Source organism: Mycolicibacterium anyangense, assembly GCF_010731855.1.
Lineage (GTDB): Bacteria > Actinomycetota > Actinomycetes > Mycobacteriales > Mycobacteriaceae > Mycobacterium > Mycobacterium anyangense.
This window is the reverse complement of sequence record NZ_AP022620.1, coordinates 3,416,763-3,441,867: the sequence shown is the minus strand read 5'-3', so window position 1 is coordinate 3,441,867 and position 25,105 is coordinate 3,416,763. Positions and strand designations below refer to the sequence as shown.

Here is a 25,105-nt window from a genome sequence, read left to right as displayed (position 1 = left end):
TCCCTACAATGAAGCGTACAGCTTTATTAGGAGATGCGGACCCGGAGAAAGTGTTCGATGCCGGTCCGCTCGAAAGTCCTGCGCCGGTCGCGGCGCAACAGGGGCAGCGCTTCGGTGGCATCGATGATCTCGGGCGCCACCACCTCGTAGGTCTCGCCCCTATTCGAGATGCGCGCCCGCCCGGCGGTCAGGACATTACGTAGCCAGTCCACCTGCGTGCCGTAGGGCAGCGGAACGATGAATCGGTCGCCAACCCGGTCGGCTACCACCGGTGTCGCGTAGTGCTTCCCGGACTTCCTGCCGGTGTGCCGGATCACCGCGGCGTACCAGTACTTGGTTCCCGCCAACCGGAGCATGACCGGGTTGAGCAGGTATTTGTTGGACAGCCGGATCAGGTCGCGCACCTGTCGCGGCCAACTGTCGGGTGCTAGCTGTACTTTCCTAGCCATCGCTTCCCCTGGAATCAACGCCTACCAACCCACGGTACGCGTCATCCGATCAGTGCGGCCGCCGCCTGCAGGTGTTTGACCGCATCGTCGACGATGGTCCGGATCAACTCCGCACATGACGGCAGGTCCTCGATGATGCCGGCCACCTGCCCGGAGGCCAGCACACCGGCTTCGGTGTTGCCCTCTACCAGGCCCGCCTTGAGCAGCATCGGGGTATTCGCCGCCATCAGCACCTGGGACCAGGTGAGGTCTTTGCCGTGCCGCATGGCCAGGCCGTCGCGGATCATCGACGCCCAGCTCATCTGGGACATCTTCTTGAACTTGGCGGCGTTGCCGACCGCAGCGGTGAATCCCCTTATCCGGGAGCCGCTTTCCAGCTTCTCGACCAGACCCGTTCGCAGCACCCGGTGTGGCATCCCGTCCACGCGGGTCGACACCACCGTGCCGTCGAGTGCTGCCTGCAGGTAGCGCTGCTTGATCTCGTCGGGCACGGTGGAGTCCGACGTCAGCAGGAAGCGCGTTCCCATTGCCACACCCGCGGCGCCATAGGACAACGCCGCGGCCAGGCCGCGGCCGTCGAAGAATCCGCCGGCTGCGACCACCGGGATGTCGACGGCGTCGAGCACCGAGGGCAGCAGCAGTGTGGTGGCCACCGGGCCGGTGTGCCCGCCGCCCTCGCCGCCCTGCACGATCACCGCATCGGCGCCCCAGCCGGCCACCTTGCGGGCGTGTTTGGCTGCTCCCACCGACGGAACCACCAGGGAACCAGCTTCTTTGAGGCGGGCGATCAGTTCCTGCTTGGGGGCCAGCGCGAACGAGGCCACCTTCACACCCTCGCGGATCATGAGATCCACGCGGTCACCGGCGTCGGCGGCATCGGCCCGAATGTTCACACCGAACGGCTTGTCGGTGGCCGACTTCACCTTCGAGATCGCGGTCGCGAGTTCGTCGATGTTCATGGTCGCCGATGCCAGGATGCCGAGTCCGCCGGCATTCGATGTCGCCGAAACCAGTCGGGCACCGGCGACCCAGCCCATCCCGGTCTGGACGACGGGATGCTCGATACCGACCAGTTCGGTCAGCGGCGTCCGCAAACTCATACCTTGACTTCCTTGTCGCGCAGCCCCTTCGGGTCGATCCGCTCCCGGATCAGCGCCTGCTCCTCACCGCTGGGAAGGCGGGTGCGTTCGGCGTCGGCAAGGCCGTGGACCTCGAAGGCGGTGTTCTCCCGGACTTCGTCGGGCTCGACACCGGGATGCAGGGACAACGCCCGCATGGTCCGGTCGGGGCCGTCGAAGTCGAACACGCCGAGGTTGGTGACGACGCGGTAGACGTTGACGAAGCGGTAGGCCGGGTTGTCCGGATCGACCTTGTCCCAGCCGATTCCGGACACGATGTCGACGGAGTCGCAGAACACCCGCTTGGTGTGGCTACCCACCCAGTAGCTGGTGGCGTGGTTGATCGTGTTCCCCGGGGCGCCGCGCACGCCGAACATCTGCCGGGTCGGGTGTTGCAGTGGACCGAAGGCCGACAGGTTCTGGTTGCCGAATCGGTCGATCTGGTTGGCGCCCATGACGACATGGCGACGTCCCCAGGCCAGGGTTTCGAAGACGCGGCCGAACGGCATCCAGCCCTCGATGGTCCCCTGCGCGCCGATCGCCGGGGTGTCGGCCAACAGTCGAGCTTCACCGTCGGTGAGCAGGATGTCGGGCGCGAAGGTCAGCCGTGCCAGACGGGCGCCGATCGAGACGATGGTCGTCATCGGGCTGACCATGATCTCGCCGGCGTCGCGGAACAATTCGGCGCAGGCGATGACGCACACCTCGGCGCGGCTGACCTGGATCATTTGGCCTCCTGTTCTGCGAAGCGGCGCACCGCGGCCTGGTAGTCGGCTTCACTGCCGGACAGGTAGGTGGCGACGAATTCCTGCCACGTCGCGTCCTCGGCAGCGGCCGAGGCATAGTGCCGCTGGAACTTCTCGTCGCGCTTGTAGTCGGGCTCCGCGGTGGTGAAGTGCGCCCCGTTGGGGGCTTCGACCACCTGGTCGACCATCATCCGGTTCACCAGCAGTGCCTGTGGCGGAACGGATTTCACCAGTTCCTCGGTGGACACCACTTTTTCGACGGATAGGTAGCGGCGGTCGGCGGCCATCAGGAAGAGGTCGTCGAAGTACGGGTCGATACCGGTGTAGGCGGCGTTGCCGTGTTTGTCGCCGATGTTGAGGTGGGCGAACGCGGCGTCCAGCCGCAGGGCGGGCATGGCGACGAGCTCTTCATGCGATCCGTCGGTCTGGTAGGGGGAGCGGACAGTGTGGAGCTCGCCGTCCCAGAAGTCGATGACTGAACTGCCCAGCCCGGCCCGGATCGGCAGGAACGGCAGTCGCTGGGCGGCCGCCTGAAGGCCGCACCGCAGCATGCCCTCGTCCATCTCGCGGGCGACGATCGCACCGGAAGTGCGGGCCTTGGAGAACCAGGGGTCGTAGAACGGTGGCGAATCCAGTGAGACGAATCCGTAGTAGACCTTGCTGACCTTGCCTGCCGAGCACAGGAGTCCGAGATCGGGTCCGCCGTAGGTGACGACGGTCAGGTCGGTGACATCGGTGCGCAGCAGGGCGCGTACGAAAGCCATTGGCTTGCGGCGTGATCCCCAGCCGGCGATACCGATCGTCATACCGCTCTCGATGCCGGCGACGGCCTCGTCAAGGGTGGTCCGTTTGTCTCTCATGACGTGGCCTTGCCTCCCTTGGCGGTCCCGGCGAACGCGTCGCGGTGCTCGTCGGCGACGCCGGACAGGTTGAGTTCGAAGGTGAAGCCCTGCTCCATGCGGTAGCTGGAGTTGACCCGCTGGACGTCGATGAAGTTCAGCGCCTCCTTGGCCGCCCGGATCACCCGGGTGTCCTTGCTGGCGATGTCGCGGGCCACCCGCAATGCGGCCTCGTCGAGGTCGGCGCGCGGCACCACCTCGTGCACGGAACCGAACTGGTGCAGGGTCTGTGCGTCGACGGTCGCCGCCGTGTAGAACAGCCGGCGCATCATGTGCTGGGGCACCAGTCGGGACAGATGGGTCGCCGCGCCCAGGGCGCCGCGCTCCACCTCGGGCAGACCGAACTTCGCGTCATCGGAAGCCACGATCACGTCGGCGTTGCCGACCAGGCCGATACCGCCGCCGACGCAGAACCCGTTGACCGCCGCGACCACGGGCACCTCGCACTCGTAGACGGCCTTGAAGGCCGCGAAGCAACCGCGGTTGGCGTCGATCAGTGCGGTGAAGCCCTCGGTGTTCTGCATCTCCTTGATGTCCACACCGGCGTTGAACCCGCGGCCCTCGGCTCGCAGGATCACCACGTGGGTGGACATGTCACGACCTGCGGCGGTGATGGTGTCGGCAAGCTCGAACCAGCCGCGTGACGGGAGGGCATTGACGGGTGGATGGTCGACCGTGACCGCGACGATGCCGGGTTCGACGGTGCGAGACGTGATGGTCATCGGAGCTCCTGACGAGGCGAATACCTAAGCAAGCACTTGCTTGGTACGCTAGCACAGTGAGCGGTATCAACCTGCAACTGAGCGGCCGGGTGGTCCTCGTGACGGGCGGTGTGCGCGGCGTCGGTGCGGGCATCAGCGCGGTCTTCGCCGAGCAGGGTGCCACCGTCGTGACCTGCGCCCGGCGCCCCGTCGAGGGCTTGCCGTACCCGTTCCACGGCTGCGATGTCCGTGATCCGGAGGCCGTGGCCGCCATGATCGATGCCATCGTGGCCGAGCACGGTCGTCTCGATGTGGTGGTGAACAATGCAGGCGGCTCGCCCTACGTGCCGGCCGCCGACGCATCGCCGAAGTTTCACCAGAAGATCATCGAACTCAATCTCCTTGGCATGCTCCATGTCTCGCAGGCCGCCAACGCCGTCATGCAGCAGCAGCCCCGCGGCGGATCGATCGTGTCGATCTCGTCGGTCAGCGCCGGTCGCCCGTCGCCGGGAACCGCGGCCTACAGCGCCGCCAAGGCCGGCGTCGAAAGCCTCACGACCACCCTTGCGGTGGAGTGGGCGCCGAAGGTCCGGGTCAACGCCCTCGTGGTGGGCATGGTCGAGACCGAGCAGGTCGAGTTGTTCTACGGTGACGCCGAGTCACAGGCGGCGGTGGCCGCGACCATCCCGCTGGACCGATTGGCCAAGCCTGCCGATATCGGCTGGGCCGCAGCATTTCTCGCTTCTGACGCTGCCTCATACATCAGTGGGGCCAAGATGGCGGTGCACGGTGGTGGCGAGCCGCCGGCATATCTGTCCGCCTCCAGCGCAAACAAGTAAGGAGACAGGGTATGGGTTTGCTCGACGGCCGAGTGGTCATCGTCACGGGTGCCGGTGGCGGTATCGGGCGCGCGCACGCGCTGGCATTCGCCGCCGAAGGGGCGCGGGTGGTGGTCAATGACATCGGCGTCGGGCTCGACGGATCCCCGGCCGGTGGAGGTAGCGCCGCCCAGGGCGTGGTCGACGAAATCGTCGCCGCCGGTGGGGAAGCCGTCGCCAACGGCTCCAACGTCGCCGACTGGGCGCAGGCCGAGGCACTGATCCAGACTGCCGTGGACAGTTTCGGCGGGCTCGACGTCCTGGTCAACAATGCCGGCATCGTGCGGGACCGGATGTTCGTCAACACTTCCGAAGAGGAGTTCGACGCCGTCATCGCCGTGCACCTCAAGGGACACTTCGCGACCATGAAGCATGCCAGCACGTACTGGCGGGCCAAGTCCAAGGCCGGCGAGGCGGTCGATGCCCGCATCATCAACACCAGCTCGGGCGCCGGGCTGCAGGGCAGCGTGGGCCAGGCCAACTACAGCGCCGCCAAAGCCGGTATCGCGGCCCTGACCCTTGTCGCCGCCGCTGAGATGAGCCGAATCGGGGTGACGGTCAACGCGATCGCACCCTCGGCGCGCACCCGCATGACCGAGACTGTCTTCGCCGACATGATGTCCACCCAGGATCAGGACTTCGACGCGATGGCGCCGGAGAACATCTCGCCGCTGGTGGTCTGGCTCGGCAGCGTCGAGTCGCGCGACGTCACCGGCCGGGTGTTCGAGGTCGAGGGTGGCATCATCCGCGTCGCCGAGGGTTGGGCCCGCGGTGCCGACATCGACAAGGGGGCGCGCTGGGATCCCGCCGAGCTCGGTCCGGTGGTCACCGACCTGCTGGCCAAGTCCCGCGAGCCGCTGCCGGTGTTCGGCGCCTAAGTCACTCGCCGAATGGCCAGTTATGTCACGCTGCAGCGCGAAATCCGTGGCATAACTGGCCATTCGCGGCGGAAAGCTACGGGTCGCAAATCACGACCGGAATCACCCGGTCGGTCCAGGACTTGTAGTCGTCGAAGGCCTTGTAGATAGCGGTCAGTTTCGGCCAGTACTCCTCGCGCTCCGCTTCCGTGGCATCGCGGGCCGTCAGCTCCAGCACCTCGTCCTTGATCTGGACCTTGACCTTCGGGTTGGCCTTGAGATTGAGGTACCACAACGGGTGCTTGTCGCTGCCGCCCTGGGATGCCACCAGCACGATCCGATCACCCTCGCGTAGGTAGAGCAACGGCGCGACCCGCGGCTCACCGCTCTTGCGGCCGATCGTCGTCAGCAGCGCCACCGGCGCGCCCTCGAGGAAACTGCCGCCGATCTTGCCCTTGGTCGCCTTGTACACCGCGGTCTGTGCCCGCGACATCCACTTGATGATGAACTTGGTGGCCGGCGTATCGAGGCCCTTGGGCCGGGGTTTGGGCAAGAAGAACTCCTCGGACTAGCTCGTGATGAACGGGCGGACGACCGCCCGAATGTGATGGATCTTGCCATCGGCGGCCGGGATCAGGAACGTCTCGTCGATCCGTGCGGCGACGCGCCGTCCCGCGAGCGTCGGCTTGGTGAGCAGTTCGAATCGGGCGTGCACCTCGTCACCGTTCACAGTGAACTCCGGCTCGCTGACCGACTTGATGACGAGGTATTGCGGGCCGCGATTGAGGCTGCGGCGCAAGTGATCTCCGGAGAATCCGGTCTTGACGCCGAACTCGATGCGGGTGCAGCCCGGCGCGAACGGCACGTTGTCGGCCTTGTGACTGGCGAGGGCCTCGATATAGGCGCGCGCCGCCGCAATGCGCTCGGCATCGGTGGAGGGCACTTAGATCCGCTCGATGATCGTCCCGGTCGACAGCGCACCGCCGGCACACATGGTGATCAGGGCGGTGCTCTGGTCGGTGCGCTCGAGTTCGTGCAGTGCGGTCGTGATCAGCCGGCTGCCGGTGCTGCCCACCGGGTGGCCCAGGGCGATCGCGCCACCGTTGACGTTGACCTTCTCCATATCGGCGTCGTGGACCTGCGCCCAGCTGAGCACCACCGAGGCGAACGCCTCGTTGATCTCGACCAGGTCGATGTCGCCGAGCTTCATGCCGGCCTTCTCCAACACTCGCGTGGTGGACTGCACCGGGCCGTCGAGGTGGTAGTAGGTTTCGGCGCCGACGAGCGCCTGGCTGACGATGCGGGCACGCGGTTTGAGGCCGAGAGCCTTGGCCTTGTCTTCGTCCATCCACAGCACGGCGGCCGCCCCGTCGGAGATCTGCGACGAGGTACCGGCGGTGTGGCTGGCACCCTCCATCACCGGCTTGAGGCCGGCCAGCCCCTCCAGCGTGGTCTCCCGCAGGCCCTGGTCGCGACTGACGAAGTGGCGCTCGGCGGTGGGCTGCTTGTTCTCGTCGAGGATCGGAGCCTCGATGGGTGAAATCTCGCGGTCGAATCGGTGCTCGTCCCAGGCCCGCTTAGCCTTCTGCTGGGACAGGAAGCCCAAGTGGTCGAGGTCCTCGCGGGTGATGCCGCGGCGCTTGGCGATGCGCTCGGCGGCGGTGAACTGATCGGGCATGTCGATGTCCCACGAGGCAGCGCGGATCAGCGAGCGGTCCGGACCGGCGTTGGCCCCCAGCCCCACCCGGCTCATCGCTTCGATACCGCAGGCGATCCCGACGTCGATCGCACCGGTGGCGATCAGACCGGCGATCAGGTGGTTGGCCTGCTGGGCACTGCCGCACTGGCAGTCGACGGTGGTGGCACCGACCTGCTCGGGCAGGCCGGCCGTCAGCCAGGCCACCCGGGTGATGTTGTTGGACTGCTCGCCGTACTGGGTGACGCAGCCGCCGATGACCTGCTCGACCTCATTCGGGTCGATCCCGGCCTTCTCCACGAGCGCCTTCTGGACGGCACCGAGCAACTCGGTGGCATGCAGGCCGGACAGCCAGCCGCCGCGCTTTCCGATCGGGCTGCGGGTGGCTTCGACGATGACAGGATTACCCATGAGGTCAGGCTAGAACACGTTTCATTACTCTGACAAGCGAGGATGCTTTTGCGCCTTTTGTCTGCGGTGGAGCCGTGTTTTACTGGCACTAGAACACGTCATATCGAGGAGCGCGCGATCATGCCAACCCCCAACCTGCCGCACGGATTCGACTTCCTGGATCCGGACCGCAACGTCAAGAAGTTGCCGGTCGACGAGCTCGCTGAGCTGCGTAAGGTCGCGCCGATCTGGTGGTGCGAGCAGCCTATCGGAAAGGGCGGCTTCAATGACGGTGGCTATTGGGTGGTCACCAAGCACAAGGACGTCAAAGAGGTATCCCGGCGCAACGACGTCTTCTCCAGTTGGGAGAACGGCGCCATCCCACAGTTCCCGGACGACATGGCGCGTGAGGACATCGACCTGCAGCGCTTCGTCATGCTCAACATGGATGGTGAGCACCACGACCGGCTGCGCCGCATCATTTCCAAGGGTTTCACGCCGCGGGCGGTCAATCGCTTGCAGGACGAACTGAACGATCGGGCCCAGGCCATCGCCAAGGCGGCCGCCGCCGAGGGCGCCGGTGACTTCGTCGAGCAGGTGTCCTGTGAGCTTCCGCTGCAGGCGATCGCCGGGCTTCTCGGTGTGCCGCAAGAGGATCGGGAGAAGTTGTTCCGCTGGTCCAACGAGATGACCGGCGGTGAGGATCCCGAGTTCGCCCACGTCGATCCGAAGCAGTCCTCGATGGAGGTGCTGGCCTATGCCATGCACATGGCCGGGGTCAAGACGGCCAACCCCGGCGACGACATCGTCACGGCTCTGGTGAACGCGGACATCGACGGCGAGAAGCTCTCCGAGGACGAGTTCGGCTTCTTCGTGATGATGCTGGCCGTCGCCGGCAACGAGACCACCCGCAACTCGATCACGCACGGCATGATCGCCTTCGCCAACCACCCGGAGCAGTGGGAACTGTACAAGAAGGATCGTCCGGCCACCGCGGCCGACGAGATCGTCCGATGGGCCACCCCGGTCACCGCGTTCCAGCGCACGGCGCTCGAAGACGTCGAACTCGGCGGTGTGACCATCAAGAAGGGCCAGCGCGTCTCGATGTTCTACCGCTCGGCGAACTTCGACGAGGAAGTGTTCGACGATCCGCACACGTTCAACATCCTGCGCGATCCCAACCCGCACGTGGGCTTCGGCGGCACCGGTGTGCACTACTGCATCGGCGCGAACCTCGCGAGGATGACCATCAACCTGATGTTCAACGCCGTCGCTGACCACATGCCCGATCTCACCTCTATCGGCACGCCGGAGCGGTTACGTTCAGGATGGCTCAACGGCATCAAGCACTGGCAGGTCGACTACACCGGTAAGACACCGGCCACCGTCTAGACCACGACACGAGGAGGATTCGGGTGGACTTCACTCCGGACCCGGAACAGCAGGCTGTCGCCGATGTGGTGACCTCCGTCCTGGATCGCGAGAATACATGGGACGCACTGGTTTCCGGTGGCGTCACCGCACTGGGCGTACCTGAGAGGCTGGGTGGCGACGGAGTCGGTCTGCCCGAGGTCACCACGGCGCTGACCGAGATCGGCCGCCACGGCACCGTGTCGCCGGCCTTGGCGACCCTGGGGCTGGGCCTGATCCCGCTGCTCGACCTGGCTTCCGAGTCGCAGCAGGACCGATTCCTGAGCGGGGTGGCCAAAGGAGCCATCCTCTCGGCAGCGCTCAACGAGCCCGGTGCCTCGTTGCCGGATCGCCCGGCGACCACGCTGGCCGCCGGCCTGCTCAACGGAACCAAGGTGGCGGTCCCCTACGCGGAGCAGGCCGACTGGCTGGTGGTCACCGCCGACAACGGGGTCGTCGTCGTCTCGCCGCAAGCCCCGGGTGTCGAGCTGACGAAGACGCCGACCTCCACCGGCGGTGAGGAATACGCCGTCACCTTCACCGACGTCGCCGTCGAGTCCGACGATGTACTCGACGGCGCGACCCCGCACCGGGTCAACCAACTGGCCGCCGCAGCCATCGGAGCGTTCGCGGCCGGACTGGTGGCAGGCGCACTGAAGCTGACGGCAGGCTATGTGGCCAACCGTGAGCAGTTCGGCAGGCCGCTGTCCACTTTCCAGACCGTGGCCGCTCAGCTCGCAGAGGTCTACATCGCCTCGCGGACACTGGCTTTGGCGGCCAATACGGTCGTGTGGCGGCTGGCCGAGGGCCGCGACGCCGATGATGACATCGACGTGCTGAGCTACTGGCTGACGTCGCAGGCGCCGCCCGCAATGCAGACCTGCCATCACCTGCACGGTGGTATGGGCATGGACATCACCTATCCCATGCACCGCTACTACTCCACGATCAAGGACCTCACCCGTCTGCTGGGTGGACCGTCTTATCGTCTCGACCTGGTGGGAGCGCAATGTTCATCGAACTGACCCCGGAGCAGCGCCAGCTGCAAGCCGAATTGCGGCAGTACTTCGCCAATCTCATCTCGCCCGAGGAGCGGGCCGAGATGGAAGTCGACCGCCACGGCAAGGCCTACCGCGCGATCATCAAGCGGATGGGATCCGACGGCAAGCTCGGCGTGGGCTGGCCGAAGGAGTTCGGCGGCCACGGTTTCGGGCCGGTCGAGCAGTCGATCTTCGTCAACGAGGCTGCCCGGGCGGATGTTCCGCTGCCCGCCGTCACGCTGCAGACCGTCGGCCCCACCCTGCAGGTCTACGGCACCGAGGCGCAGAAGAAGAAGTTCCTGCCCGCCATCCTGGCCGGTGAGGTGCACTTCGCCATCGGGTACTCCGAGCCCGAGGCCGGCACCGACCTCGCGTCGCTGCGCACCTCCGCGGTGCGCCATGGCGATGAGTACATCGTCAACGGCCAGAAGATCTGGACCACCGGCGGACACGACGCCGACTACGTCTGGCTGGCCTGCCGCACCGATCCGGATGCGGTGAAGCACAAGGGGATTTCGATCCTCATCGTCGACACCACCGATCCGGGATACTCCTGGACTCCGATCATCTTGTCCGACGGCGCGCACCACACGAACGCCACCTACTACAACGATGTCCGTGTTCCGGCCGACATGCTCGTCGGCGAGGAGAATGCCGGGTGGCGGCTCATCACCACCCAGCTCAACCACGAACGGGTGATGCTCGGACCGGCGGGCAGGATCGCCGGCATCTACGACCGCGTGCACGAGTGGGCATCCAAGCCGGGCGGTAACGGTGTGACGCCGCTGGACCACGACGACGTACGTCGACTGCTGGGCGAGATCAAGGCGATCTGGCGAATCAACGAGCTGCTCAACTGGCAGGTCGCCGCCGCCGGCGAGACCATCGACATCGCGGATGCCGCTGCCACCAAGGTGTTTTCGACCGAGCGAATCCAGCGGATCGGGCGCCTGGCCGAGGAGATCGTCGGCAAGTACGGCAATCCGGCAGAGCAGCAGACCGCCGAACTGCTGGACTGGCTGGACTCCCAGACCAAGCGCAACCTGGTCATCACTTTCGGCGGTGGCGTCAACGAGGTGATGCGAGAACAGGTCGCAGCGTCGGGTCTCAAGGTGCCGAGGGTGCCTCGGTGATGAGTGCTATCGATGACATCCGCGCTGCTGCGGAGAAGGTGAAGGCTGACGGCAAGAGCAAGCCGCGCGTCGGCCGTCATCCGGTGAACCAGCCGATGATCGACCACTGGCTGGATGCCCTCGGCGACAAGAACCCGATCTACGTCGACGAGGCGGCAGCCAAGGAGGCGGGCCATCCCGGCACCGTTGCGCCGCCGGCGATGATCCAGGTCTGGACCATGATGGGCCTCGGCGGGGTGCGCCCCGACGACGACCCGCTGGGCAAGATCATCACGCTGTTCGACGAGGCCGGGTACATCGGTGTGGTCGCCACGAATTGCGAGCAGACCTATCACCGTTACCTGCGTCCCGGCGAAGAGGTCAGTGTCAGTGCAGAACTGACCGACGTGGTCGGGCCGAAGACGACGGCGCTCGGCGAGGGGTTCTTCATCACGCAGAAGATCACCTGGTACAGCGGCGACGACCAGAAAGAACCTGTCGCCGAAATGATGTGGCGCATCATGAAGTTCATTCCTGCCGACAAGGGATCATCGGCACCGTCGTCCGTCCCGGAGGACCTGGACCCGGCGTTCATGATGCGGCCAGCGCCGTCTAAGGACACCCAGTTTTTCTGGGACGGTGTGAACGCACACGAGCTACGGCTGCAGCAGCGTCCGGACGGGACGCTGCAGCACCCACCGGTTCCCGCACTGTGGGCCGACAAAGATGCTCCGACGGACTACGTCGTCGCCAGCGGCAAGGGCACGGTGTTCAGCTTCGTGGTGCACCACGCACCCAAGGTGCCCGGTCGCACGGTGCCATTCGTGATCGCGCTCGTCGAACTCGAGGAGGGCGTGCGCATGCTCGGCGAGTTGCGCAACGTCGACCACTCGACGGTGCAGATCGGAATGCCGGTTCACGCAACGTATATCGACTTCCCCGCTGGTGACGATGGGCCGGCGTGGACCCTGTATGCATGGGAGCCCGACGCATGAGTGTTGAGGTGGGCACCAAGCTGCCCGAACTGGCCCTCTACGGTGATCCCACGTTCATCGTGTCCACCGCCATCGCCACCCGGGACTACCAGGACGTCCACCACGACCGGGACAAGGCGCAGGCCAAGGGCTCCAAGGATATCTTCGTCAACATCCTCACCGACACGGGTTTGGTGCAGCGCTACATCACCGACTGGGCGGGACCGAACGCGATCATCAAGACGATCGGTCTGCGTCTGGGGGTGCCGTGGTACGCCTATGACACGGTGACGTTCAAGGGTGAGGTGACCGCTGTCGACGACGGTCTGATCACGGTGAAAGTCGTTGGGAGCAATAGTCTCGGCGACCATGTGATCGCGACCTCGACGCTGACGATCGGAGGAGACGCCTGATGCCCGGTGAGCTTTCGGGGAAGGCGGCTATCGCGGGGATCGGTGCCACGGACTTCTCCAAGAATTCCGGGCGCAGTGAACTTCGGCTGGCCGCCGAAGCGGTGCTGGACGCGCTCGACGACGCGGGGCTGACCCCCGCCGACGTCGACGGCATGGTGACGTTCACCATGGATTCCAACACCGAGGTGGCCGTTGCACGGGCGACCGGAATCGGGGACTTGAAGTTCTTCTCCAAGATCCACCACGGTGGCGGCGCGGCGTGCGCGACGGTGCAGCAGGCCGCGATCGCGGTGGCCACCGGTGTCGCTGATTGTGTTGTGGCATACCGCGCGTTCAACGAGCGATCGGGGATGCGGTTCGGTCAGGTGCAGCTGCGGCTGATCCAGGGCGCGGACTCCACGAGTGTGGACAACTCGTTCTCCTACCCGCACGGGCTGTCCACCCCGGCGGCGCAGGTCGCGATGATCGCCAAGCGCTACATGCACCTTTCCGGTGCGACCAGCCGGGACTTCGGTGCGATCTCGGTGGCCGACCGCAAGCACGCCGCCAACAATCCGAAGGCGTACTTCTACGGCAAGCCGATCACCATCGAGGAGCATCAGGAATCGCGATGGATCGCCGAGCCGCTGCGGCTGCTGGACTGCTGCCAGGAGACCGACGGCGGGGTGGCGATCGTCGTGGTCTCCGCCGAGAGAGCACGCGATCTCAAGCACCGTCCGGCCATCATCGAGGGCGCGGCACAGGGGTCGAGCCCCAACCAGTATTCGATGGTCAGCTACTACCGTCCGGAGTTGGACGGCCTGCCGGAAATGGGTCTGGTCGGCAAGCAGCTGTGGGCGCAGTCGGGTCTCGAGCCGACCGACATCCAGACCGCGATCCTCTACGACCACTTCACCCCCTTCACGCTGATTCAGTTGGAGGAGTTGGGATTCTGCGGCTGGGGTGAGGCCAAGGACTTCATTGCCGACGGTGCCATCGAACTCGGTGGACGGCTGCCGATCAACACCCATGGTGGACAGCTGGGCGAGGCCTACATCCACGGGATGAACGGCATCGCCGAAGGTGTGCGGCAGCTGCGCGGCACTTCGGTCAACCAGGTGCCCGACGTCGAGCACGTGCTCGTCACCGCCGGCACCGGCGTGCCCACTTCGGGCCTGATTCTCGGCTAGCGAGGTCAGCTTTGCGCCGAGCGTCACACCAGAGTGACATTGAGCGTCGAGCGGGACTCTGGAGTGACGCTCGACAGGGCTTGTCGGTGGCCAGCGGCACACTCCTGCCATGATCGAGCCTTTCGTAGGGAGCGAGGCCGTGGTCGCTGGGGAGCTCGCCAAGAGTGATCTGCGTAGCCGTCGGTACAGCCGACTCTTTCCAAACGTGTATGTGGTAGCGACTGCAGATCTGGATCCTCGTCTCCAAGCACGCGCAGGATGGTTGTGGTCGGGGCGCGAAGCGGTCGTGGCGGGGCGGTCGGCCGCAGCAGTGTTCGGCGCGCAATGGATCGACCGGCAGACCCCGGTCGACCTCATCCACCACAACCGCAACAGACTGCCCGGCATCGCTGTCCGGGGCGACCGTCTCGCCGACGATGAGCTCATGGTCGTCGACGGTATGGCTGTCACAACGCCCGTACGTACCGCACTCGACCTAGCGTGTTGGTATCCACGGGTAACCGCCTTAGCAGTTCTCGACGACCTTGCCCGTGCCTCGCAATTCGACACCGGTGAGGTACTCGCGCTGATCGAAAGATATCCAGGTCGCAGGGGTATTCGACAAGCCCGCAGTATTCTGAATCTGGTTGACCGCGGGGCTCAGTCGCCCAGGGAGACGTGGCTGCGTGTACTCCTCGTGGATGCCGGCCTGCCGATTCCTACGACGCAGATTCCGGTCCACGACGAATTCGGCCAATTGGTGGGCTATCTCGACATGGGATGGGAAGACGTCAAGGTCGCCGCCGAGTACGACGGTGAACAACATCGCAAAGATCGTCGCCAGTACACCTGGGACGTCCGCCGGCTGGAAGCACTCGAACGGCTCGGCTGGATCGTGATCAGGGTGGTCGCCGGCGATAGGCCAATCGACATCATCCGCCGCGTGCGGGAGGCAATCGCCCGCCGAGCGTCACAGGTGAGTGACGTTCGGCACTCAGCGTGACTCTGGTGTGACGCTCGACGCGCGCAAGGCCGCCGACCTAGGCCGGGACGAATTCCACGTCGGACAGCACGACGGCGTCCTCACGGGACGGCACCGTGACGACGCCGACGTAACGGCCGTCTTCCTTCCACGCACTGACCTTGATGGTCTCGCCCGGGAAGACGACGCCGGCAAACCGGGCACCGTAACTGCCGACCTGGGCCGCGTCCCCGTCGAGCAGGGTGTCGACGAGCGCTTTGCACGTCATGCCGTAGGTACACAGCCCGTGCAGGATGGGTCGCGGAAAGCCCGCCGCCGCAGCGAATTCCGGATCGGAGTGCAGCGGATTGCGATCCCCGCACATCCGGTACAGCAGCGCCTGCTGCGGCGACACCGCGACCGCGATCTCGTGGTCCGGTGCGCGCTCCGGCGCTGCGACCGACGTCGACGGCCCACGCTCGCCGCCGAAGCCACCCTCGCCGCGGGCGAAGATCGAGCGCTTGGTGGTCCACAGCAGGTTGCCCGCGGGGTCGGTCACGGTCATCTCGCTGACGATCACCGCCGCCTTGCCCTTGTCCCAGATCTCGGTGAACTTCTGCACCGACCGTCCGGTACCGCTCGGTGGGATGGGCCCGGCAACCGTCACCGCCTCGCTGGCGTGCAGCACCTTGCTCAGCTCGATGTCGATGCCGGGGAACTGCACCTTCGGGGCCTCGGTCATGTGGAAGCTGGCCGCCACGCTGCTGAACGTCGGCAACACCTGCGGCGTGCCGTCGGTCAGGTAGCGCAGCTCTCGAGGATCCATCGGGTCCTGGCCCGCGCCCAGGCCCAGGTGGTAGAGCTGTACGTCACTACTGCTCCACGAGAACTCGATGGGGTCCAGCTCGGCGCCGAGTGCAACGTCGAGATCGATTGGCATGTCAGCCCTTCCGTGCGATGTCCAGGGCGGCCAGGTAGCCGAAGGCCATCGCTGGACCGATGGTGCCGCCGGGTCCGGGATAGGTGTGCCCCATCACGGTGGCGCTCACGTTACCGGCGGCATAGAGACCTTCGATGACCGAGCCGTCGTCGCGCAAGGCACGGCCGCGCACGTCGGTGCGGATACCGCCCTTGGTCCCCAGATCACCCGGCACCATCTTGGCCGCGTAGAACGGTCCGTGCTTGATCTCGCCGAGGTTCGGGTTGGGCTTGTTGGTAGGGTCGCCGTAATAGCGGTCGTAGGTGCTCTCGCCGCGACGGAAGTCCTCGTCGACACCCGAGCGGGCGAAGCCGTTGAAGCGTTCGACGGTTGCGAGGAAGGCGTCAGCAGGAAGGCCGGTCTTCTCGGCCAGCTCGGCCAGGGTGTCGGCCTTGACGATCACCCCGGACTCCATCCACTTCTTCGGAATGCGCTGTCCCGGTTGCAGTCCGGCGAAGATGAACCGGTCGCGGTACTGCTGGTCGAAGACCAGCCACGCGGGAACGTTCTCGCCGGGGCCGGAGCCCTGGCCGTACTGGCCGCCGTACATGTGGTGGCAGGCCTCGACATAGGGCATCGACTCGTTCATGAATCGCTTGCCGGCCAGGTTCACGATGATCGATCCGGGGGAGTTGCGCTCGGAGAGGGCGAACCACGGTGCGCCGACCAGCGGCACCGTCGGACCCCACCAGGCGTCCTCCATCAGTTCCAGAGCGGCACCGAGCTTCTCGGCGGCGACGATACCGTCGCCGGTGTTGGCCGCCGCGCCGACCGTCCACTCCGTGGTGATCGGCGCGCGCTGGTACTTGATCCGCATCTGCTCGTTGTGCTCAAAACCGCCAGAGCCCAGGATCACGCCGCGGCGTGCCCGGATCAGCTGCGGGTCAGCGGCTTCGGGGCCGGTTGTGTCGCGCACATAGATGCCGCGGACCACGCCGTCCTCGACGTAGAGATCGGTCAACGCGGTGTTCAGCAGCACCGGCACCCCGGCCTCCCGCAAGCCGATGCGCAAGGGCGCGATCAAGGCCCGGCCCATACCTACGAGGTTCTTTCCGCGTGCATTGGCCCACACGGTCCGGGCGCCGACCTTCAGGCTGCGCAGCACACCCCGCGGATGGCGCTTGAGTTGGTTGAGGCGCACGTAATCCTGCTGCATGACAACGACATTGAGGGGCACTTTGCCGTAGGCCGGCTCCAGATATTTCTCGTCGGGCCCAAGCTTCTTGGCGTCGAACGGCTTTGGTTCGATCGAGCGGCCGCCGGGACGGCCGCCGGGCGCCTCCGGGTAGTAGTCGGAGTACTCCGGGACCCAGCACAACTTCAGCGGCGTGTGCTTGAGCACGAACGAGAGCATCTCGGGCGCGCGATCGAGGTAGGTGTCGATGCGTTCTGGCTCGACCGCGTCACCGATGATCGTGTGCAGATAGGTGCGCGCGGCTTCCTTCGTATCGGTGACTCCGGCCCGCTTGAGGATCTCGTTGTTCGGGATCCAGACGCCACCGCCGGATCGTGCGGTCGATCCGCCGAAGTGGGCAGCCTTCTCCACGAGGACGGTGGATAGTCCCTGGTGGGCCGCCGTGAGTGCGGCGACCATGCCGGCCGCACCGCTTCCGACGACGACGACGTCGAACTCCTGAGCTGTCATACTAGAACACGTTATAGAATTGCCCCGTCCGGGCGCTACTGACCCCGCCTTTCCGGTCAGCGGAACGCCCATCACGCGGGTACCCGGATGAGCCTAGAATTGCCTGCGCCGGGTGCCGTTCGCCCCGGTCATACCGATAAAGGGGACAGCCGGGAATGCTCAGTGTCGCCACCCGCGCGGAACTTGCCGCCGAGCTCGCAGAGGCAGAGCGCAGCCGCGTGCCGTTGACGCCCCTGACCGCCAATCACCCCGACATCGACGTCGTCGACGCCTACGAGATCCAGCTCATCAACATCCGCCAGCGAGTCGCCGAGGGCGCCCGGGTGGTCGGCCACAAGGTGGGGCTGTCCTCGGAGGCGATGCAGAAGATGATGGGAGTCGACGAGCCGGATTACGGTCATCTGCTCGCCGACATGGAGGTCTTCGAGGACGTGCCGGTTCCCGCCGGGCGGTTCCTGTACCCCCGGGTCGAGGTCGAGGTCGGCTTCATCCTCGCCGACGATCTGCCGGGTGAGGGCTGCACGGAGGACGACGTGCTGGCCGCCACCGCTGCCTTCGCCCCGTCGATCGAGCTGATCGACACCCGCATCAAGGACTGGAAGATCGCGCTATGCGACACCATCGCCGACAACGCGTCGTCGGCCGGGTTCGTCCTCGGCAAGGAGCGGGTCTCGCCCAAGGACGTGGATATTCAGGGCATCGACGCGGTACTGACCCGCAACGGCGAGGTGGTGGCCGAGGGGCGCAGTGACGCCGTCCTGGGCAACCCGGTCACCGCGGTGGCGTGGCTGGCGCGCAAGGTCGACAGTTTCGGCGTCCGTCTCAAGGCCGGCGACATCGTCCTGCCGGGGTCGTGCACGCGGGCCATCGACTGCCGACCTGGTGACCAGTTCGTCGCCGACTTCGCCGGTCTGGGTTCAGTCCGGCTGTCATTCGAGTAAGAGGAGCATCCCGTGGGCCAGAAGAGCTCAGTCGCCATCGTCGGGTCGGGCAACATCAGCACCGACCTGCTGTACAAGCTCCTTCGTTCGGAGTGGCTCGAGCCGCGCTGGATGATCGGCATCGATCCCGAGAGTGAGGGTCTGGCCCGGGCACGCAAACTCGGACTGGAGACCAGCCACGAGGGAGTGGACTGGCTGCTGGCGCAGTCGGAGAAGCCGGACCTGGTCTTCGAAGCCACCTCGGCCTACGTGCATCGGGCCGCTGCGCCGCGCTACGAGGAAGCCGGTATCCGCGCGATCGATCTGACCCCGGCCGCAGTCGGCCCCGGTGTCATCCCGCCGGCCAACCTGCGCGCGCACCTCGATGCTCCGAACGTCAACATGGTCACCTGCGGTGGCCAGGCGACGATCCCGATGGTCTACGCGGTGAGCCGCGTCGTGGATGTGCCCTACGCGGAGATCGTGGCGTCGGTGTCGTCGGCGTCGGCTGGTCCCGGCACGCGGGCCAACATCGACGAGTTCACCAAGACCACCAGTGCGGGTGTCGAGGTCATCGGTGGCGCCAAGCGCGGCAAGGCGATCATCATCCTGAATCCGGCGGACCCGCCGATGATCATGCGCGACACCATCTTCTGCGCGATCCCCGAGGACGCCGACCGCGATGCCATCACCGCGTCGATCAAGGAGGTGGTGGCCGAGGTGCAGACCTACGTCCCCGGTTACCGCTTGCTCAACGAACCGCAGTTCGACGAGCCGTCGGTGGTCAACGGCGGCAACTTCGTCGTCACCACCTTCGTGGAGGTCGAGGGCGCGGGTGACTATCTCCCGCCATATGCGGGAAACCTGGACATCATGACCGCCGCCGCGACCAAGGTGGGCGAGGAAATCGCCAAAGAGGCTGCGGCCGTAGCAGGAGGCACACGATGACCGACGGAATCTTCTTCGACGCCAGTTGGGACGTCCGGATGACGGACACCTCCCTGCGTGACGGCAGCCATCACAAGCGGCATCAGTTCACCAAGGACGAGGTCGGCGCCATCGTTGCCGCACTCGACAATGCGGGTGTCCCGGTGATCGAGGTGACTCATGGTGACGGGCTCGGCGGTTCGAGCTTCAACTACGGCTTCTCCAAGACTCCCGAGCAGGAGCTGATCAAGCTCGCGGCCGAGACGGCCAAGGAAGCCAAGATCGCCTTCCTGATGCTGCCGGGCGTGGGCACCAAGGAGGACATCAAGGAAGCGCAGAACAACGGCGGGTCGATCTGCCGGATCGCCACCCACTGCACCGAGGCCGACGTATCGATCCAGCACTTCGGGCTGGCCCGTGAGCTGGGCCTGGAGACCGTCGGGTTCCTGATGATGAGCCACACCATCTCCCCGGAGAAGCTGGCCGCGCAGGGCAGGATCATGGCCGACGCCGGGTGCCAGTGCGTCTACGTGGTGGATTCCGCCGGCGCCCTGGTGCTCGAAGGTGTTGCCGACCGGGTGGCCGCGCTGGTCGCCGAACTGGGTGGCGATGCCCAGGTGGGCTTCCACGGCCACGAGAACCTCGGGCTCGGCGTGGCGAACTCGGTCGAAGCCGTCCGTGCGGGTGCCAAGCAGATCGACGGATCCTGCCGGAGGTTCGGAGCCGGAGCCGGCAACGCGCCGGTCGAGGCGCTGGTCGGGGTGTTCGACAAGATCGGCGTCAAGACCGGTATCGACTTCTTCGAGATCGCCGACGCCGCCGAGGAGGTCGTCGCGCCCGCCATGCCTGCGGAGTGCCTGCTGGACCGCAACGCACTGGTGATGGGTTACGCCGGGGTGTACTCCAGCTTCCTCAAGCACGCGGTTCGTCAGGGCGAACGCTACGGCGTGCCCGCCCACGAGCTGTTGCTGCGCGTCGGCCAGCGCAAGCTGATCGGTGGCCAGGAGGATCAGCTGATCGACATCGCGCTGGAGATCAAGCGCGAACAAGAGGCGGCCGCCACCTAAGGTGTCAGCACCCCCGGGCACGATGGGGTGCATGACCGCGACCCGAGCCGACGCCCAGGCCGTCCTTGAGCAATTGGCCGGCCCGGCCGCCGTGTTGCGAGACGACCAGTGGGCCGCCATCGAGGCGCTGGTGGTCCAGCGCCGGCAGGCACTGGTCGTACAGCGCACCGGATGGGGCAAGTCTGCGGTGTACTTCATCGCCGCCAAGCTGCTGCGTGAGCAGGGGCGCGGTGCCACGGTCATCGTCTCGCCGCTGCTGGCGTTGATGCGCAACCAGGTCGCGGCTGCGCAGCGCGCGGGCGTGCGGGCGGCCACCATCAACTCTGGCAATGTCACGGAGTGGGACGAGATACACCAGCGGGTCAACGCCGGGGAGCTCGATGTCCTGCTCGTCAGCCCGGAACGGTTGAACAATCCCGATTTTCGCGACACCGTGTTACCGGCGCTGGCTGCCGATGCCGGGTTGGTCGTGGTCGACGAGGCGCACTGCGTCTCGGACTGGGGTCATGACTTCCGCCCCGACTACCGGCGGATCCGAACGCTGATCGCCGAACTCGGTTCGGATGTACCGGTTTTGGCGACCACCGCCACCGCCAACGATCGCGTCGTCACCGATGTCGCCGCGCAACTGGGTGTCGGCCGTGCCGACAATGTGCCCGGTGGTGGCCGTGACACGCTGGTGCTGCGCGGCGGACTGGACCGGCAGTCGCTGCGGCTGTCGGTGGTGGCGGCCGGCGGCGGTGCGCAACGCACGGCGTGGCTGGCCGAGCATCTGCATTCGCTGCCCGGTTCCGGGATCGTCTACACGCTGACCGTCGCCCAGGCGCACGATGTGGCGGCGCTGCTGCGTGAGCGGGGCCACGAGGTGGCCGCCTACACCGGCGCCACGGAAACCGCTGAGCGCGAACAACTCGAGGCCGATCTGCTGGATAACCGGGTCAAGGCGCTCATTGCCACCTCCGCACTCGGGATGGGATTCGATAAACCCGATCTTGGCTTCGTCGTGCATCTCGGGGCGCCGTCGTCGCCGATCGCGTACTACCAGCAGGTCGGTCGTGCCGGCCGCGCGACCGACAGCGCTGAGGTGGTGCTGCTGCCGGGCCGGGAGGATCAGGATGTCTGGCGGTATTTCGCCTCGGTGGCGTTTCCGTCGGAATCGATGGTGCGCACCGTGATTCGAGCACTGGATCCGGACCGTCCGCAGTCGACGCCGGCGTTGGAACCGCTGGTCGATCTGGGCCGCACCCGGCTGGAGATGGTGCTGAAGGTGCTCGACGTCGACGGTGCGGCACGGCGGGTCAAGGGAGGCTGGCTTGCCACCGGCCAACCATGGGAGTACGACGAGGATCGGTACCGCCACCTCGACGAAGCCCGCCGCCGTGAGCAGCAGGCCATGCTCGACTACCAGAGCACCGACGAGTGCCGGATGACGTTCCTGCGCCGACAACTCGACGACCCCGAGCTGACCGCAGACGAGCGGTGCGGGCGCTGCGACAACTGTGCCGGAGCCCGTTTCGGCGCCGCCGTCGACCAGGATGCCGCAGCGCTTGTCCAGGACCGGCTGATGCGTCCCGGGGTCGAGATCGCCCCGCGCAAGCAGTGGCCGTCGGGCCTGGAACGGCTGGGCGTCGCACTCAGCGGCCGCATCACCGGCGGTGCCGCGCCGGGCCGCGCGATCGGGCGGCTGACCGACCTGGGCTGGGGGCCGCGGTTACGACGCCTACTCGACGAACCCGACGCTGCGGTCCCGCCCGATGTGGTGCAGGCGGCGGTCAAGGTGCTGGCTGCCTGGGACTGGGCCCAGCGCCCGACGGCGGTGCTGGCCATGGACTCCGATACCCATCCCGTCCTGATCTCGTCGCTGGCCGGTGAGCTGGCCAGGATCGGCAGGCTGACCGACCTCGGCGTGCTGCGCTACGCCGTCGGCCGGCGGCCGGTCACCGCCGCCAACTCCGCCTACCGGGTAGCGGCCCTCGACGGCTCGTGGTCGGCCCCGGATTCGGCCGCACTCGCCGCGGCCGACGGCCCGGTCCTCCTCGTCGACGATCGCGGCGACACCGGATGGACCATGACGATGGCCGCCCGGGTGGTGCGTGACGCGGGTGCGCCCGCGGTGCTGCCCCTGGTGATCGCGACCACCAGCTGAGCCGGGTAACACCGGCCGCCACCCGCGCGACGTTTCTTGCAGTGGCCGCGCGGCGGTAGTGCTGCGCGCCTTCGAAGGGAGAACCGCCATGCTCGTCCGCCGTGCCGTCCTCGCCATGCTGGCCGCCGCCGCGGCCGGTGCCGTCTCGATGCCCTCAGCAGCGGCCGAGCCCTCGCCCGCTCCGGTGCCGCCCGCGGACTGCAACGCCGCCGGCCTCTCGTCGACGATCAGCTCGGTCACCGCGAACCTGTCCAGCTACTTCGCCGCGCACCCGGACGCCAACCAGGCGCTCATCGACGCGACGCGGCAGTCGGCCTTCGGAGCGATCGGCGCCTTCAACACGTATTTCAACGACCATCCGGATCAGGCCAACGACATCCGCGCCATCAAGGCGCCGCTGGTCGACTTCCAGAACCGGTGCGGTCTGCAGGTCGAACCGGCCGAGGCGCTCGTCGTCATCGGCGAGCTGTAGTCACCACGCGGGTTTGGCGCCGCCGAGCTGGGCGGTGAGCGCGTCCGCCGTGGCCACCAGGCCGCGGGCGTGCTTGGTGATCTCGGCGTCGGTGAGCGCGCGGCCGATCTGCAGGGAGACCGTCATCGCCTGACGGTGGTGGTGGTCGTAGACGGGTGCGGCGATGACGCTGACGTCGTGGCGTTGTCGCGGGCCGGATTCGCCGGGCAGGTGGACACGCTCACCGATGTCGGAGATCAATTCGCCTAGCAGCGCCCGCAATTCGTCGGGCAGCGTGCTCGACACCCCCGCCATCAGCGCGTAGAGCCGCCGGCCCGCCGGTGTCAGCCGCTCGACCAGGTAGCCCGACGAGCGGCATTCGGCGACGACGCGCTCGAGGCGCTGGCTGTCGGTGCGCAGTGGGATGGTCGGAGTCTTGGCCAGCCAGGTCCGCAGCGCGTCGTCGTCCCACAGCACGAACATCAGACCGACCGGCGGGGCGAACGGGTAGCTCTGACCGACCCGCACGCCGACGTCGGAGCCGGGCGGACCGATGAGTTCGAGCAGGGTGATCCGGTCATCGACAACGCCGGCCAGAGCCGCGGTGGTGTTGAACGTATTCGACAACCGGCTGAGTTCGGCGCGGGCGGCGGGGTTGACGCGCAATGACTCCTGAGCGATGTGGCCCAGGGTGATCAGGCTCGGTCCCAGCCGATAGGTCTTGTCCTTCGGATCGCGTACCAGGTAGCCGGACTCGGTCAGGGTGGTGACGATGCCCAGGCAGGTCGGCTTGGACAGCTCGAGGCGACGGGCCAGGTGCGACAGACCGAATTGTTCGTGCGGATGCTTGGCCAGGAAGTCCAGGATCGCCACCACGCGCTGGGTCGGGGGAGAGGAGCGTCCGGACGACTCGCCGTTCTGCATTGCAGAATCGTACCTTTCCGTTCCAGATATGAACCGATACCGATGTTGACTCACATTAGAACACGTTCTACTGTCGGTCCAGAAGATGTACCAGTGCGGTCGAATATTGAAACGCGAGGCAGTCGATGTACACCCAACCGCTGGCGGAAGCCATCGCCGAGGCCGAGCGCCTGGTCGCCGAAGCTCCGTTCATCGAGAGTGAGGCCGACCTGCTGGAAGGCCTGCAATATCTGGCCGGCTGCATCGCCGCCTGTACGCATGTGGCGTTCGACTACGACCGCGACCATCCCTTCCTGCATTCGGGTACCGGGCCGTTCACCAAGATGGGGCTGGACAATCCCGACACCATGTACTTCGGGACCCGGGTGGTGGCGGGCAAGGAGTACGTCGTCACCGGCACGCGTGGCACCACCACCGATGTCAGCTTCCAGCTGCTCGGTGGTGAGTACACCGACAAGGTCGTGCCGGACAGCGAAACCGCCTTCGACGACCGCCGGCTCGACATTGCCGCCGACGGGACATTCGAGTGGCGCTTCACACCGGACACCAACGCGCAGTTGGTGATTCGCGAGGTCTACAACGACTGGTCGGCGCAGCGCGGCAGCTTTGCGATCGCCCGCACCGACACCGCAGGGACGGCGCCGCCCGCTCTGACCAAGGAGCTCATCGACAAGCGGTATGCCACCGCGGGCAAGCAGTTGGTGCAACGCGTCAAGACCTGGCTGCAGTTCCCCAAGTGGTTCTACGACAACCTCCCGGTCAACACGCTCACCGCGCCCCGGCTGACACCGGGCGGACTGGCCACCCAGTATTCGTCGGTCGGCCACTACGACCTGGCGCCCGGGAAGGCGCTCGTTCTCACCCTGCCGGAAACGGATGCGCCGTATCTCGGCTTCCAGCTCGGCAGCCTCTGGTACATCTCGCTGGACTACATCAACCACCAGACCTCGCTGAACGGCACTCAGGCTCAAGCTGATCCGGACGGCAAGATCCGCATCGTCGTCGCCGACGAGAACCCGGGGGTCACCAACTGGGTCGAGACGCTGGGACACCGCAAGGGCTATCTGCAGTTCCGGTGGCAGCGCGTCTCGCGTGAGCTGACCGCCGACGATGGGCCGACCCTGGAACTGGTCGACCTCGACGCGGTGCCGGGCAAGCTGCCCTACTACGAGCAGAACAAGATCTCCGAAGAAGGCTGGCGGGAGCGGATTGCGCTGCGCCAGAAGTTAATCGGCAACAGGATGGTGGGATAAG

The 25,105-nt window shown here is 66.4% G+C and carries 26 protein-coding genes; 15 read left to right on the top strand and 11 right to left on the bottom strand.

The features are described from left to right. Nucleotides 1–26: 26 nt before the first annotated feature. From G6N35_RS16240 to echA20, 5 genes are read right to left on the bottom strand one after another with little or no spacing between them, the layout of a single operon-like run. Nucleotides 27–449 (bottom strand): nitroreductase family deazaflavin-dependent oxidoreductase, encoded by a 423-nt coding sequence (locus G6N35_RS16240; RefSeq protein WP_163805179.1) that lies wholly within the window; start codon nt 447–449, stop codon nt 27–29. A gap of 41 nt (nt 450–490) precedes the next feature. Further along, a complete protein-coding gene (ipdC, locus tag G6N35_RS16235) occupies nt 491–1,549 on the bottom strand; it encodes a (3aS,4S,5R,7aS)-5-hydroxy-7a-methyl-1-oxo-octahydro-1H-indene-4-carboxyl-CoA dehydrogenase (protein ID WP_163805178.1) in 1,059 nt (352 codons plus the stop codon). Then, nucleotides 1,546–2,295, bottom strand: a complete 750-nt coding sequence (gene ipdB / locus G6N35_RS16230) for a cholesterol ring-cleaving hydrolase subunit IpdB (RefSeq protein ID WP_163805177.1) — start codon at nt 2,293–2,295, stop codon at nt 1,546–1,548. The genes ipdC and ipdB overlap by 4 nt, the downstream gene beginning before the upstream one ends. Next, nucleotides 2,292–3,173 carry a cholesterol ring-cleaving hydrolase subunit IpdA gene (ipdA, locus tag G6N35_RS16225; protein WP_163805176.1) on the bottom strand — a complete coding sequence of 294 codons (882 nt, stop codon included), beginning with the start codon at nt 3,171–3,173 and terminating at the stop codon, nt 2,292–2,294. The genes ipdB and ipdA overlap by 4 nt, the downstream gene beginning before the upstream one ends. Next, on the bottom strand, nt 3,170–3,934 hold the full coding sequence (gene echA20 / locus G6N35_RS16220) for a (7aS)-7a-methyl-1,5-dioxo-2,3,5,6,7,7a-hexahydro-1H-indene-carboxyl-CoA hydrolase (RefSeq protein ID WP_163805175.1): 765 nt from the start codon (nt 3,932–3,934) through the stop codon (nt 3,170–3,172). The genes ipdA and echA20 overlap by 4 nt, the downstream gene beginning before the upstream one ends. Before the next feature lie 56 nt (nt 3,935–3,990). Here echA20 and G6N35_RS16215 point away from each other — a divergent pair, with 56 nt between their 5' ends. After that, nucleotides 3,991–4,752, top strand: coding sequence for an SDR family oxidoreductase (locus tag G6N35_RS16215; RefSeq protein WP_246224332.1), 762 nt, complete (start codon nt 3,991–3,993; stop codon nt 4,750–4,752). 11 nt (nt 4,753–4,763) lie between these two features. Next, nucleotides 4,764–5,669 carry an SDR family oxidoreductase gene (locus tag G6N35_RS16210; protein ID WP_163805174.1) on the top strand — a complete coding sequence of 302 codons (906 nt, stop codon included), beginning with the start codon at nt 4,764–4,766 and terminating at the stop codon, nt 5,667–5,669. Nucleotides 5,670–5,745: 76 nt separating this feature from the next. On the opposite strand, the gene G6N35_RS16205 is transcribed toward G6N35_RS16210, so the two are convergent. Genes G6N35_RS16205 through G6N35_RS16195 form a run of 3 tightly spaced genes read right to left on the bottom strand, consistent with a single transcriptional unit; the run spans nt 5,746 to nt 7,755 of the window. Further along, a complete protein-coding gene (locus G6N35_RS16205) occupies nt 5,746–6,201 on the bottom strand; it encodes a nitroreductase family deazaflavin-dependent oxidoreductase (RefSeq protein WP_163805173.1) in 456 nt (151 codons plus the stop codon). 15 nt (nt 6,202–6,216) lie between these two features. Beyond that, entirely contained in the window at nt 6,217–6,591 is a 375-nt protein-coding gene (locus G6N35_RS16200; RefSeq protein WP_163805172.1) for a DUF8021 domain-containing protein, read from the bottom strand. Beyond that, on the bottom strand, nt 6,592–7,755 hold the full coding sequence (locus tag G6N35_RS16195) for a steroid 3-ketoacyl-CoA thiolase (protein WP_163805171.1): 1,164 nt from the start codon (nt 7,753–7,755) through the stop codon (nt 6,592–6,594). Nucleotides 7,756–7,875: 120 nt separating this feature from the next. Here G6N35_RS16195 and G6N35_RS16190 point away from each other — a divergent pair, with 120 nt between their 5' ends. From G6N35_RS16190 to G6N35_RS16160, 7 genes are all read left to right on the top strand, one after another. Then, a complete protein-coding gene (locus G6N35_RS16190; protein ID WP_163805170.1) occupies nt 7,876–9,126 on the top strand; it encodes a cytochrome P450 in 1,251 nt (416 codons plus the stop codon). 23 nt (nt 9,127–9,149) lie between these two features. Continuing rightward, complete coding sequence (locus G6N35_RS16185; RefSeq protein ID WP_163805169.1) at nt 9,150–10,169, top strand: acyl-CoA dehydrogenase family protein; 1,020 nt, start codon at nt 9,150–9,152, stop codon at nt 10,167–10,169. Beyond that, a complete protein-coding gene (fadE29, locus tag G6N35_RS16180) occupies nt 10,154–11,317 on the top strand; it encodes an acyl-CoA dehydrogenase FadE29 (RefSeq protein ID WP_163805168.1) in 1,164 nt (387 codons plus the stop codon). The genes G6N35_RS16185 and fadE29 overlap by 16 nt, the downstream gene beginning before the upstream one ends. Next, entirely contained in the window at nt 11,317–12,291 is a 975-nt protein-coding gene (locus tag G6N35_RS16175; protein ID WP_163805167.1) for a bifunctional MaoC family dehydratase N-terminal/OB-fold nucleic acid binding domain-containing protein, read from the top strand. Before fadE29 ends, G6N35_RS16175 begins: the two co-directional genes overlap by 1 nt. Then, nucleotides 12,273–12,683: a MaoC family dehydratase gene (locus G6N35_RS16170; RefSeq protein ID WP_407664554.1), complete on the top strand. Its 411-nt coding sequence runs from the start codon at nt 12,273–12,275 to the stop codon at nt 12,681–12,683. Before G6N35_RS16175 ends, G6N35_RS16170 begins: the two co-directional genes overlap by 19 nt. Beyond that, nucleotides 12,683–13,852 (top strand): 17-hydroxy-3-oxo-4-pregnene-20-carboxyl-CoA lyase, encoded by a 1,170-nt coding sequence (locus tag G6N35_RS16165; protein WP_163805165.1) that lies wholly within the window; start codon nt 12,683–12,685, stop codon nt 13,850–13,852. Before G6N35_RS16170 ends, G6N35_RS16165 begins: the two co-directional genes overlap by 1 nt. 109 nt (nt 13,853–13,961) lie before the next feature. Further along, nucleotides 13,962–14,834 (top strand): type IV toxin-antitoxin system AbiEi family antitoxin, encoded by an 873-nt coding sequence (locus tag G6N35_RS16160; protein ID WP_163805164.1) that lies wholly within the window; start codon nt 13,962–13,964, stop codon nt 14,832–14,834. Between the two features lie 37 nt (nt 14,835–14,871). Here G6N35_RS16160 and G6N35_RS16155 read toward each other — a convergent pair whose 3' ends face one another. Both G6N35_RS16155 and kstD read right to left on the bottom strand, forming a co-directional pair. Next, nucleotides 14,872–15,732, bottom strand: a complete 861-nt coding sequence (locus G6N35_RS16155) for an enoyl-CoA hydratase ChsH3 (protein WP_163805163.1) — start codon at nt 15,730–15,732, stop codon at nt 14,872–14,874. A 1-nt stretch (nt 15,733) separates the two neighbouring features. Beyond that, entirely contained in the window at nt 15,734–17,416 is a 1,683-nt protein-coding gene (kstD, locus tag G6N35_RS16150) for a 3-oxosteroid 1-dehydrogenase (RefSeq protein WP_163805162.1), read from the bottom strand. A 155-nt stretch (nt 17,417–17,571) separates the two neighbouring features. Here kstD and G6N35_RS16145 point away from each other — a divergent pair, with 155 nt between their 5' ends. The 5 genes from G6N35_RS16145 (at nt 17,572) to G6N35_RS16125 (ending at nt 22,948) form a co-directional block, all read left to right on the top strand. Then, the gene (locus tag G6N35_RS16145; RefSeq protein ID WP_163805161.1) at nt 17,572–18,357 is read left to right on the top strand and encodes a 2-keto-4-pentenoate hydratase; all 786 of its coding nucleotides are present in this window, start codon (nt 17,572–17,574) and stop codon (nt 18,355–18,357) included. Nucleotides 18,358–18,369: 12 nt separating this feature from the next. Next, nucleotides 18,370–19,284 (top strand): acetaldehyde dehydrogenase (acetylating), encoded by a 915-nt coding sequence (locus tag G6N35_RS16140; protein WP_163805160.1) that lies wholly within the window; start codon nt 18,370–18,372, stop codon nt 19,282–19,284. Continuing rightward, on the top strand, nt 19,281–20,330 hold the full coding sequence (gene dmpG, locus G6N35_RS16135; protein WP_163805159.1) for a 4-hydroxy-2-oxovalerate aldolase: 1,050 nt from the start codon (nt 19,281–19,283) through the stop codon (nt 20,328–20,330). Before G6N35_RS16140 ends, dmpG begins: the two co-directional genes overlap by 4 nt. Nucleotides 20,331–20,361: 31 nt before the next feature. Then, a complete protein-coding gene (locus G6N35_RS16130; RefSeq protein WP_163805158.1) occupies nt 20,362–22,476 on the top strand; it encodes a RecQ family ATP-dependent DNA helicase in 2,115 nt (704 codons plus the stop codon). An 88-nt stretch (nt 22,477–22,564) separates the two neighbouring features. Then, nucleotides 22,565–22,948, top strand: coding sequence for a hemophore-related protein (locus G6N35_RS16125; protein WP_163805157.1), 384 nt, complete (start codon nt 22,565–22,567; stop codon nt 22,946–22,948). Here the strand turns inward: G6N35_RS16125 and G6N35_RS16120 are convergent, their stop codons facing one another. Then, a complete protein-coding gene (locus tag G6N35_RS16120) occupies nt 22,949–23,851 on the bottom strand; it encodes an IclR family transcriptional regulator (protein ID WP_163805156.1) in 903 nt (300 codons plus the stop codon). 125 nt (nt 23,852–23,976) lie between these two features. Between G6N35_RS16120 and G6N35_RS16115 the strand changes: the two genes are divergently transcribed. After that, on the top strand, nt 23,977–25,104 hold the full coding sequence (locus G6N35_RS16115) for a hypothetical protein (RefSeq protein WP_163805155.1): 1,128 nt from the start codon (nt 23,977–23,979) through the stop codon (nt 25,102–25,104). Nucleotide 25,105 lies beyond the last annotated feature (1 nt).

Coding starts and splice junctions, on each gene's coding strand:
- G6N35_RS16125 (WP_163805157.1), top strand. CDS start 22,565: ATGCTCGTCCGCCGTGCCGTCCTCGCCATGCTGGCCGCCGCCGCGGCC.
- ipdA (WP_163805176.1), bottom strand. CDS start 3,173: ATGAGAGACAAACGGACCACCCTTGACGAGGCCGTCGCCGGCATCGAG.
- G6N35_RS16130 (WP_163805158.1), top strand. CDS start 20,362: ATGACCGCGACCCGAGCCGACGCCCAGGCCGTCCTTGAGCAATTGGCC.
- ipdC (WP_163805178.1), bottom strand. CDS start 1,549: ATGAGTTTGCGGACGCCGCTGACCGAACTGGTCGGTATCGAGCATCCC.
- kstD (WP_163805162.1), bottom strand. CDS start 17,416: ATGACAGCTCAGGAGTTCGACGTCGTCGTCGTCGGAAGCGGTGCGGCC.
- G6N35_RS16210 (WP_163805174.1), top strand. CDS start 4,764: ATGGGTTTGCTCGACGGCCGAGTGGTCATCGTCACGGGTGCCGGTGGC.
- G6N35_RS16240 (WP_163805179.1), bottom strand. CDS start 449: ATGGCTAGGAAAGTACAGCTAGCACCCGACAGTTGGCCGCGACAGGTG.
- dmpG (WP_163805159.1), top strand. CDS start 19,281: ATGACCGACGGAATCTTCTTCGACGCCAGTTGGGACGTCCGGATGACG.
- G6N35_RS16190 (WP_163805170.1), top strand. CDS start 7,876: ATGCCAACCCCCAACCTGCCGCACGGATTCGACTTCCTGGATCCGGAC.
- ipdB (WP_163805177.1), bottom strand. CDS start 2,295: ATGATCCAGGTCAGCCGCGCCGAGGTGTGCGTCATCGCCTGCGCCGAA.
- echA20 (WP_163805175.1), bottom strand. CDS start 3,934: ATGACCATCACGTCTCGCACCGTCGAACCCGGCATCGTCGCGGTCACG.
- G6N35_RS16120 (WP_163805156.1), bottom strand. CDS start 23,851: ATGCAGAACGGCGAGTCGTCCGGACGCTCCTCTCCCCCGACCCAGCGC.
- G6N35_RS16165 (WP_163805165.1), top strand. CDS start 12,683: ATGCCCGGTGAGCTTTCGGGGAAGGCGGCTATCGCGGGGATCGGTGCC.
- G6N35_RS16195 (WP_163805171.1), bottom strand. CDS start 7,755: ATGGGTAATCCTGTCATCGTCGAAGCCACCCGCAGCCCGATCGGAAAG.
- G6N35_RS16170 (WP_407664554.1), top strand. CDS start 12,273: ATGGGAGCCCGACGCATGAGTGTTGAGGTGGGCACCAAGCTGCCCGAA.
- fadE29 (WP_163805168.1), top strand. CDS start 10,154: ATGTTCATCGAACTGACCCCGGAGCAGCGCCAGCTGCAAGCCGAATTG.
- G6N35_RS16115 (WP_163805155.1), top strand. CDS start 23,977: ATGTACACCCAACCGCTGGCGGAAGCCATCGCCGAGGCCGAGCGCCTG.
- G6N35_RS16160 (WP_163805164.1), top strand. CDS start 13,962: ATGATCGAGCCTTTCGTAGGGAGCGAGGCCGTGGTCGCTGGGGAGCTC.
- G6N35_RS16175 (WP_163805167.1), top strand. CDS start 11,317: ATGAGTGCTATCGATGACATCCGCGCTGCTGCGGAGAAGGTGAAGGCT.
- G6N35_RS16145 (WP_163805161.1), top strand. CDS start 17,572: ATGCTCAGTGTCGCCACCCGCGCGGAACTTGCCGCCGAGCTCGCAGAG.
- G6N35_RS16155 (WP_163805163.1), bottom strand. CDS start 15,732: ATGCCAATCGATCTCGACGTTGCACTCGGCGCCGAGCTGGACCCCATC.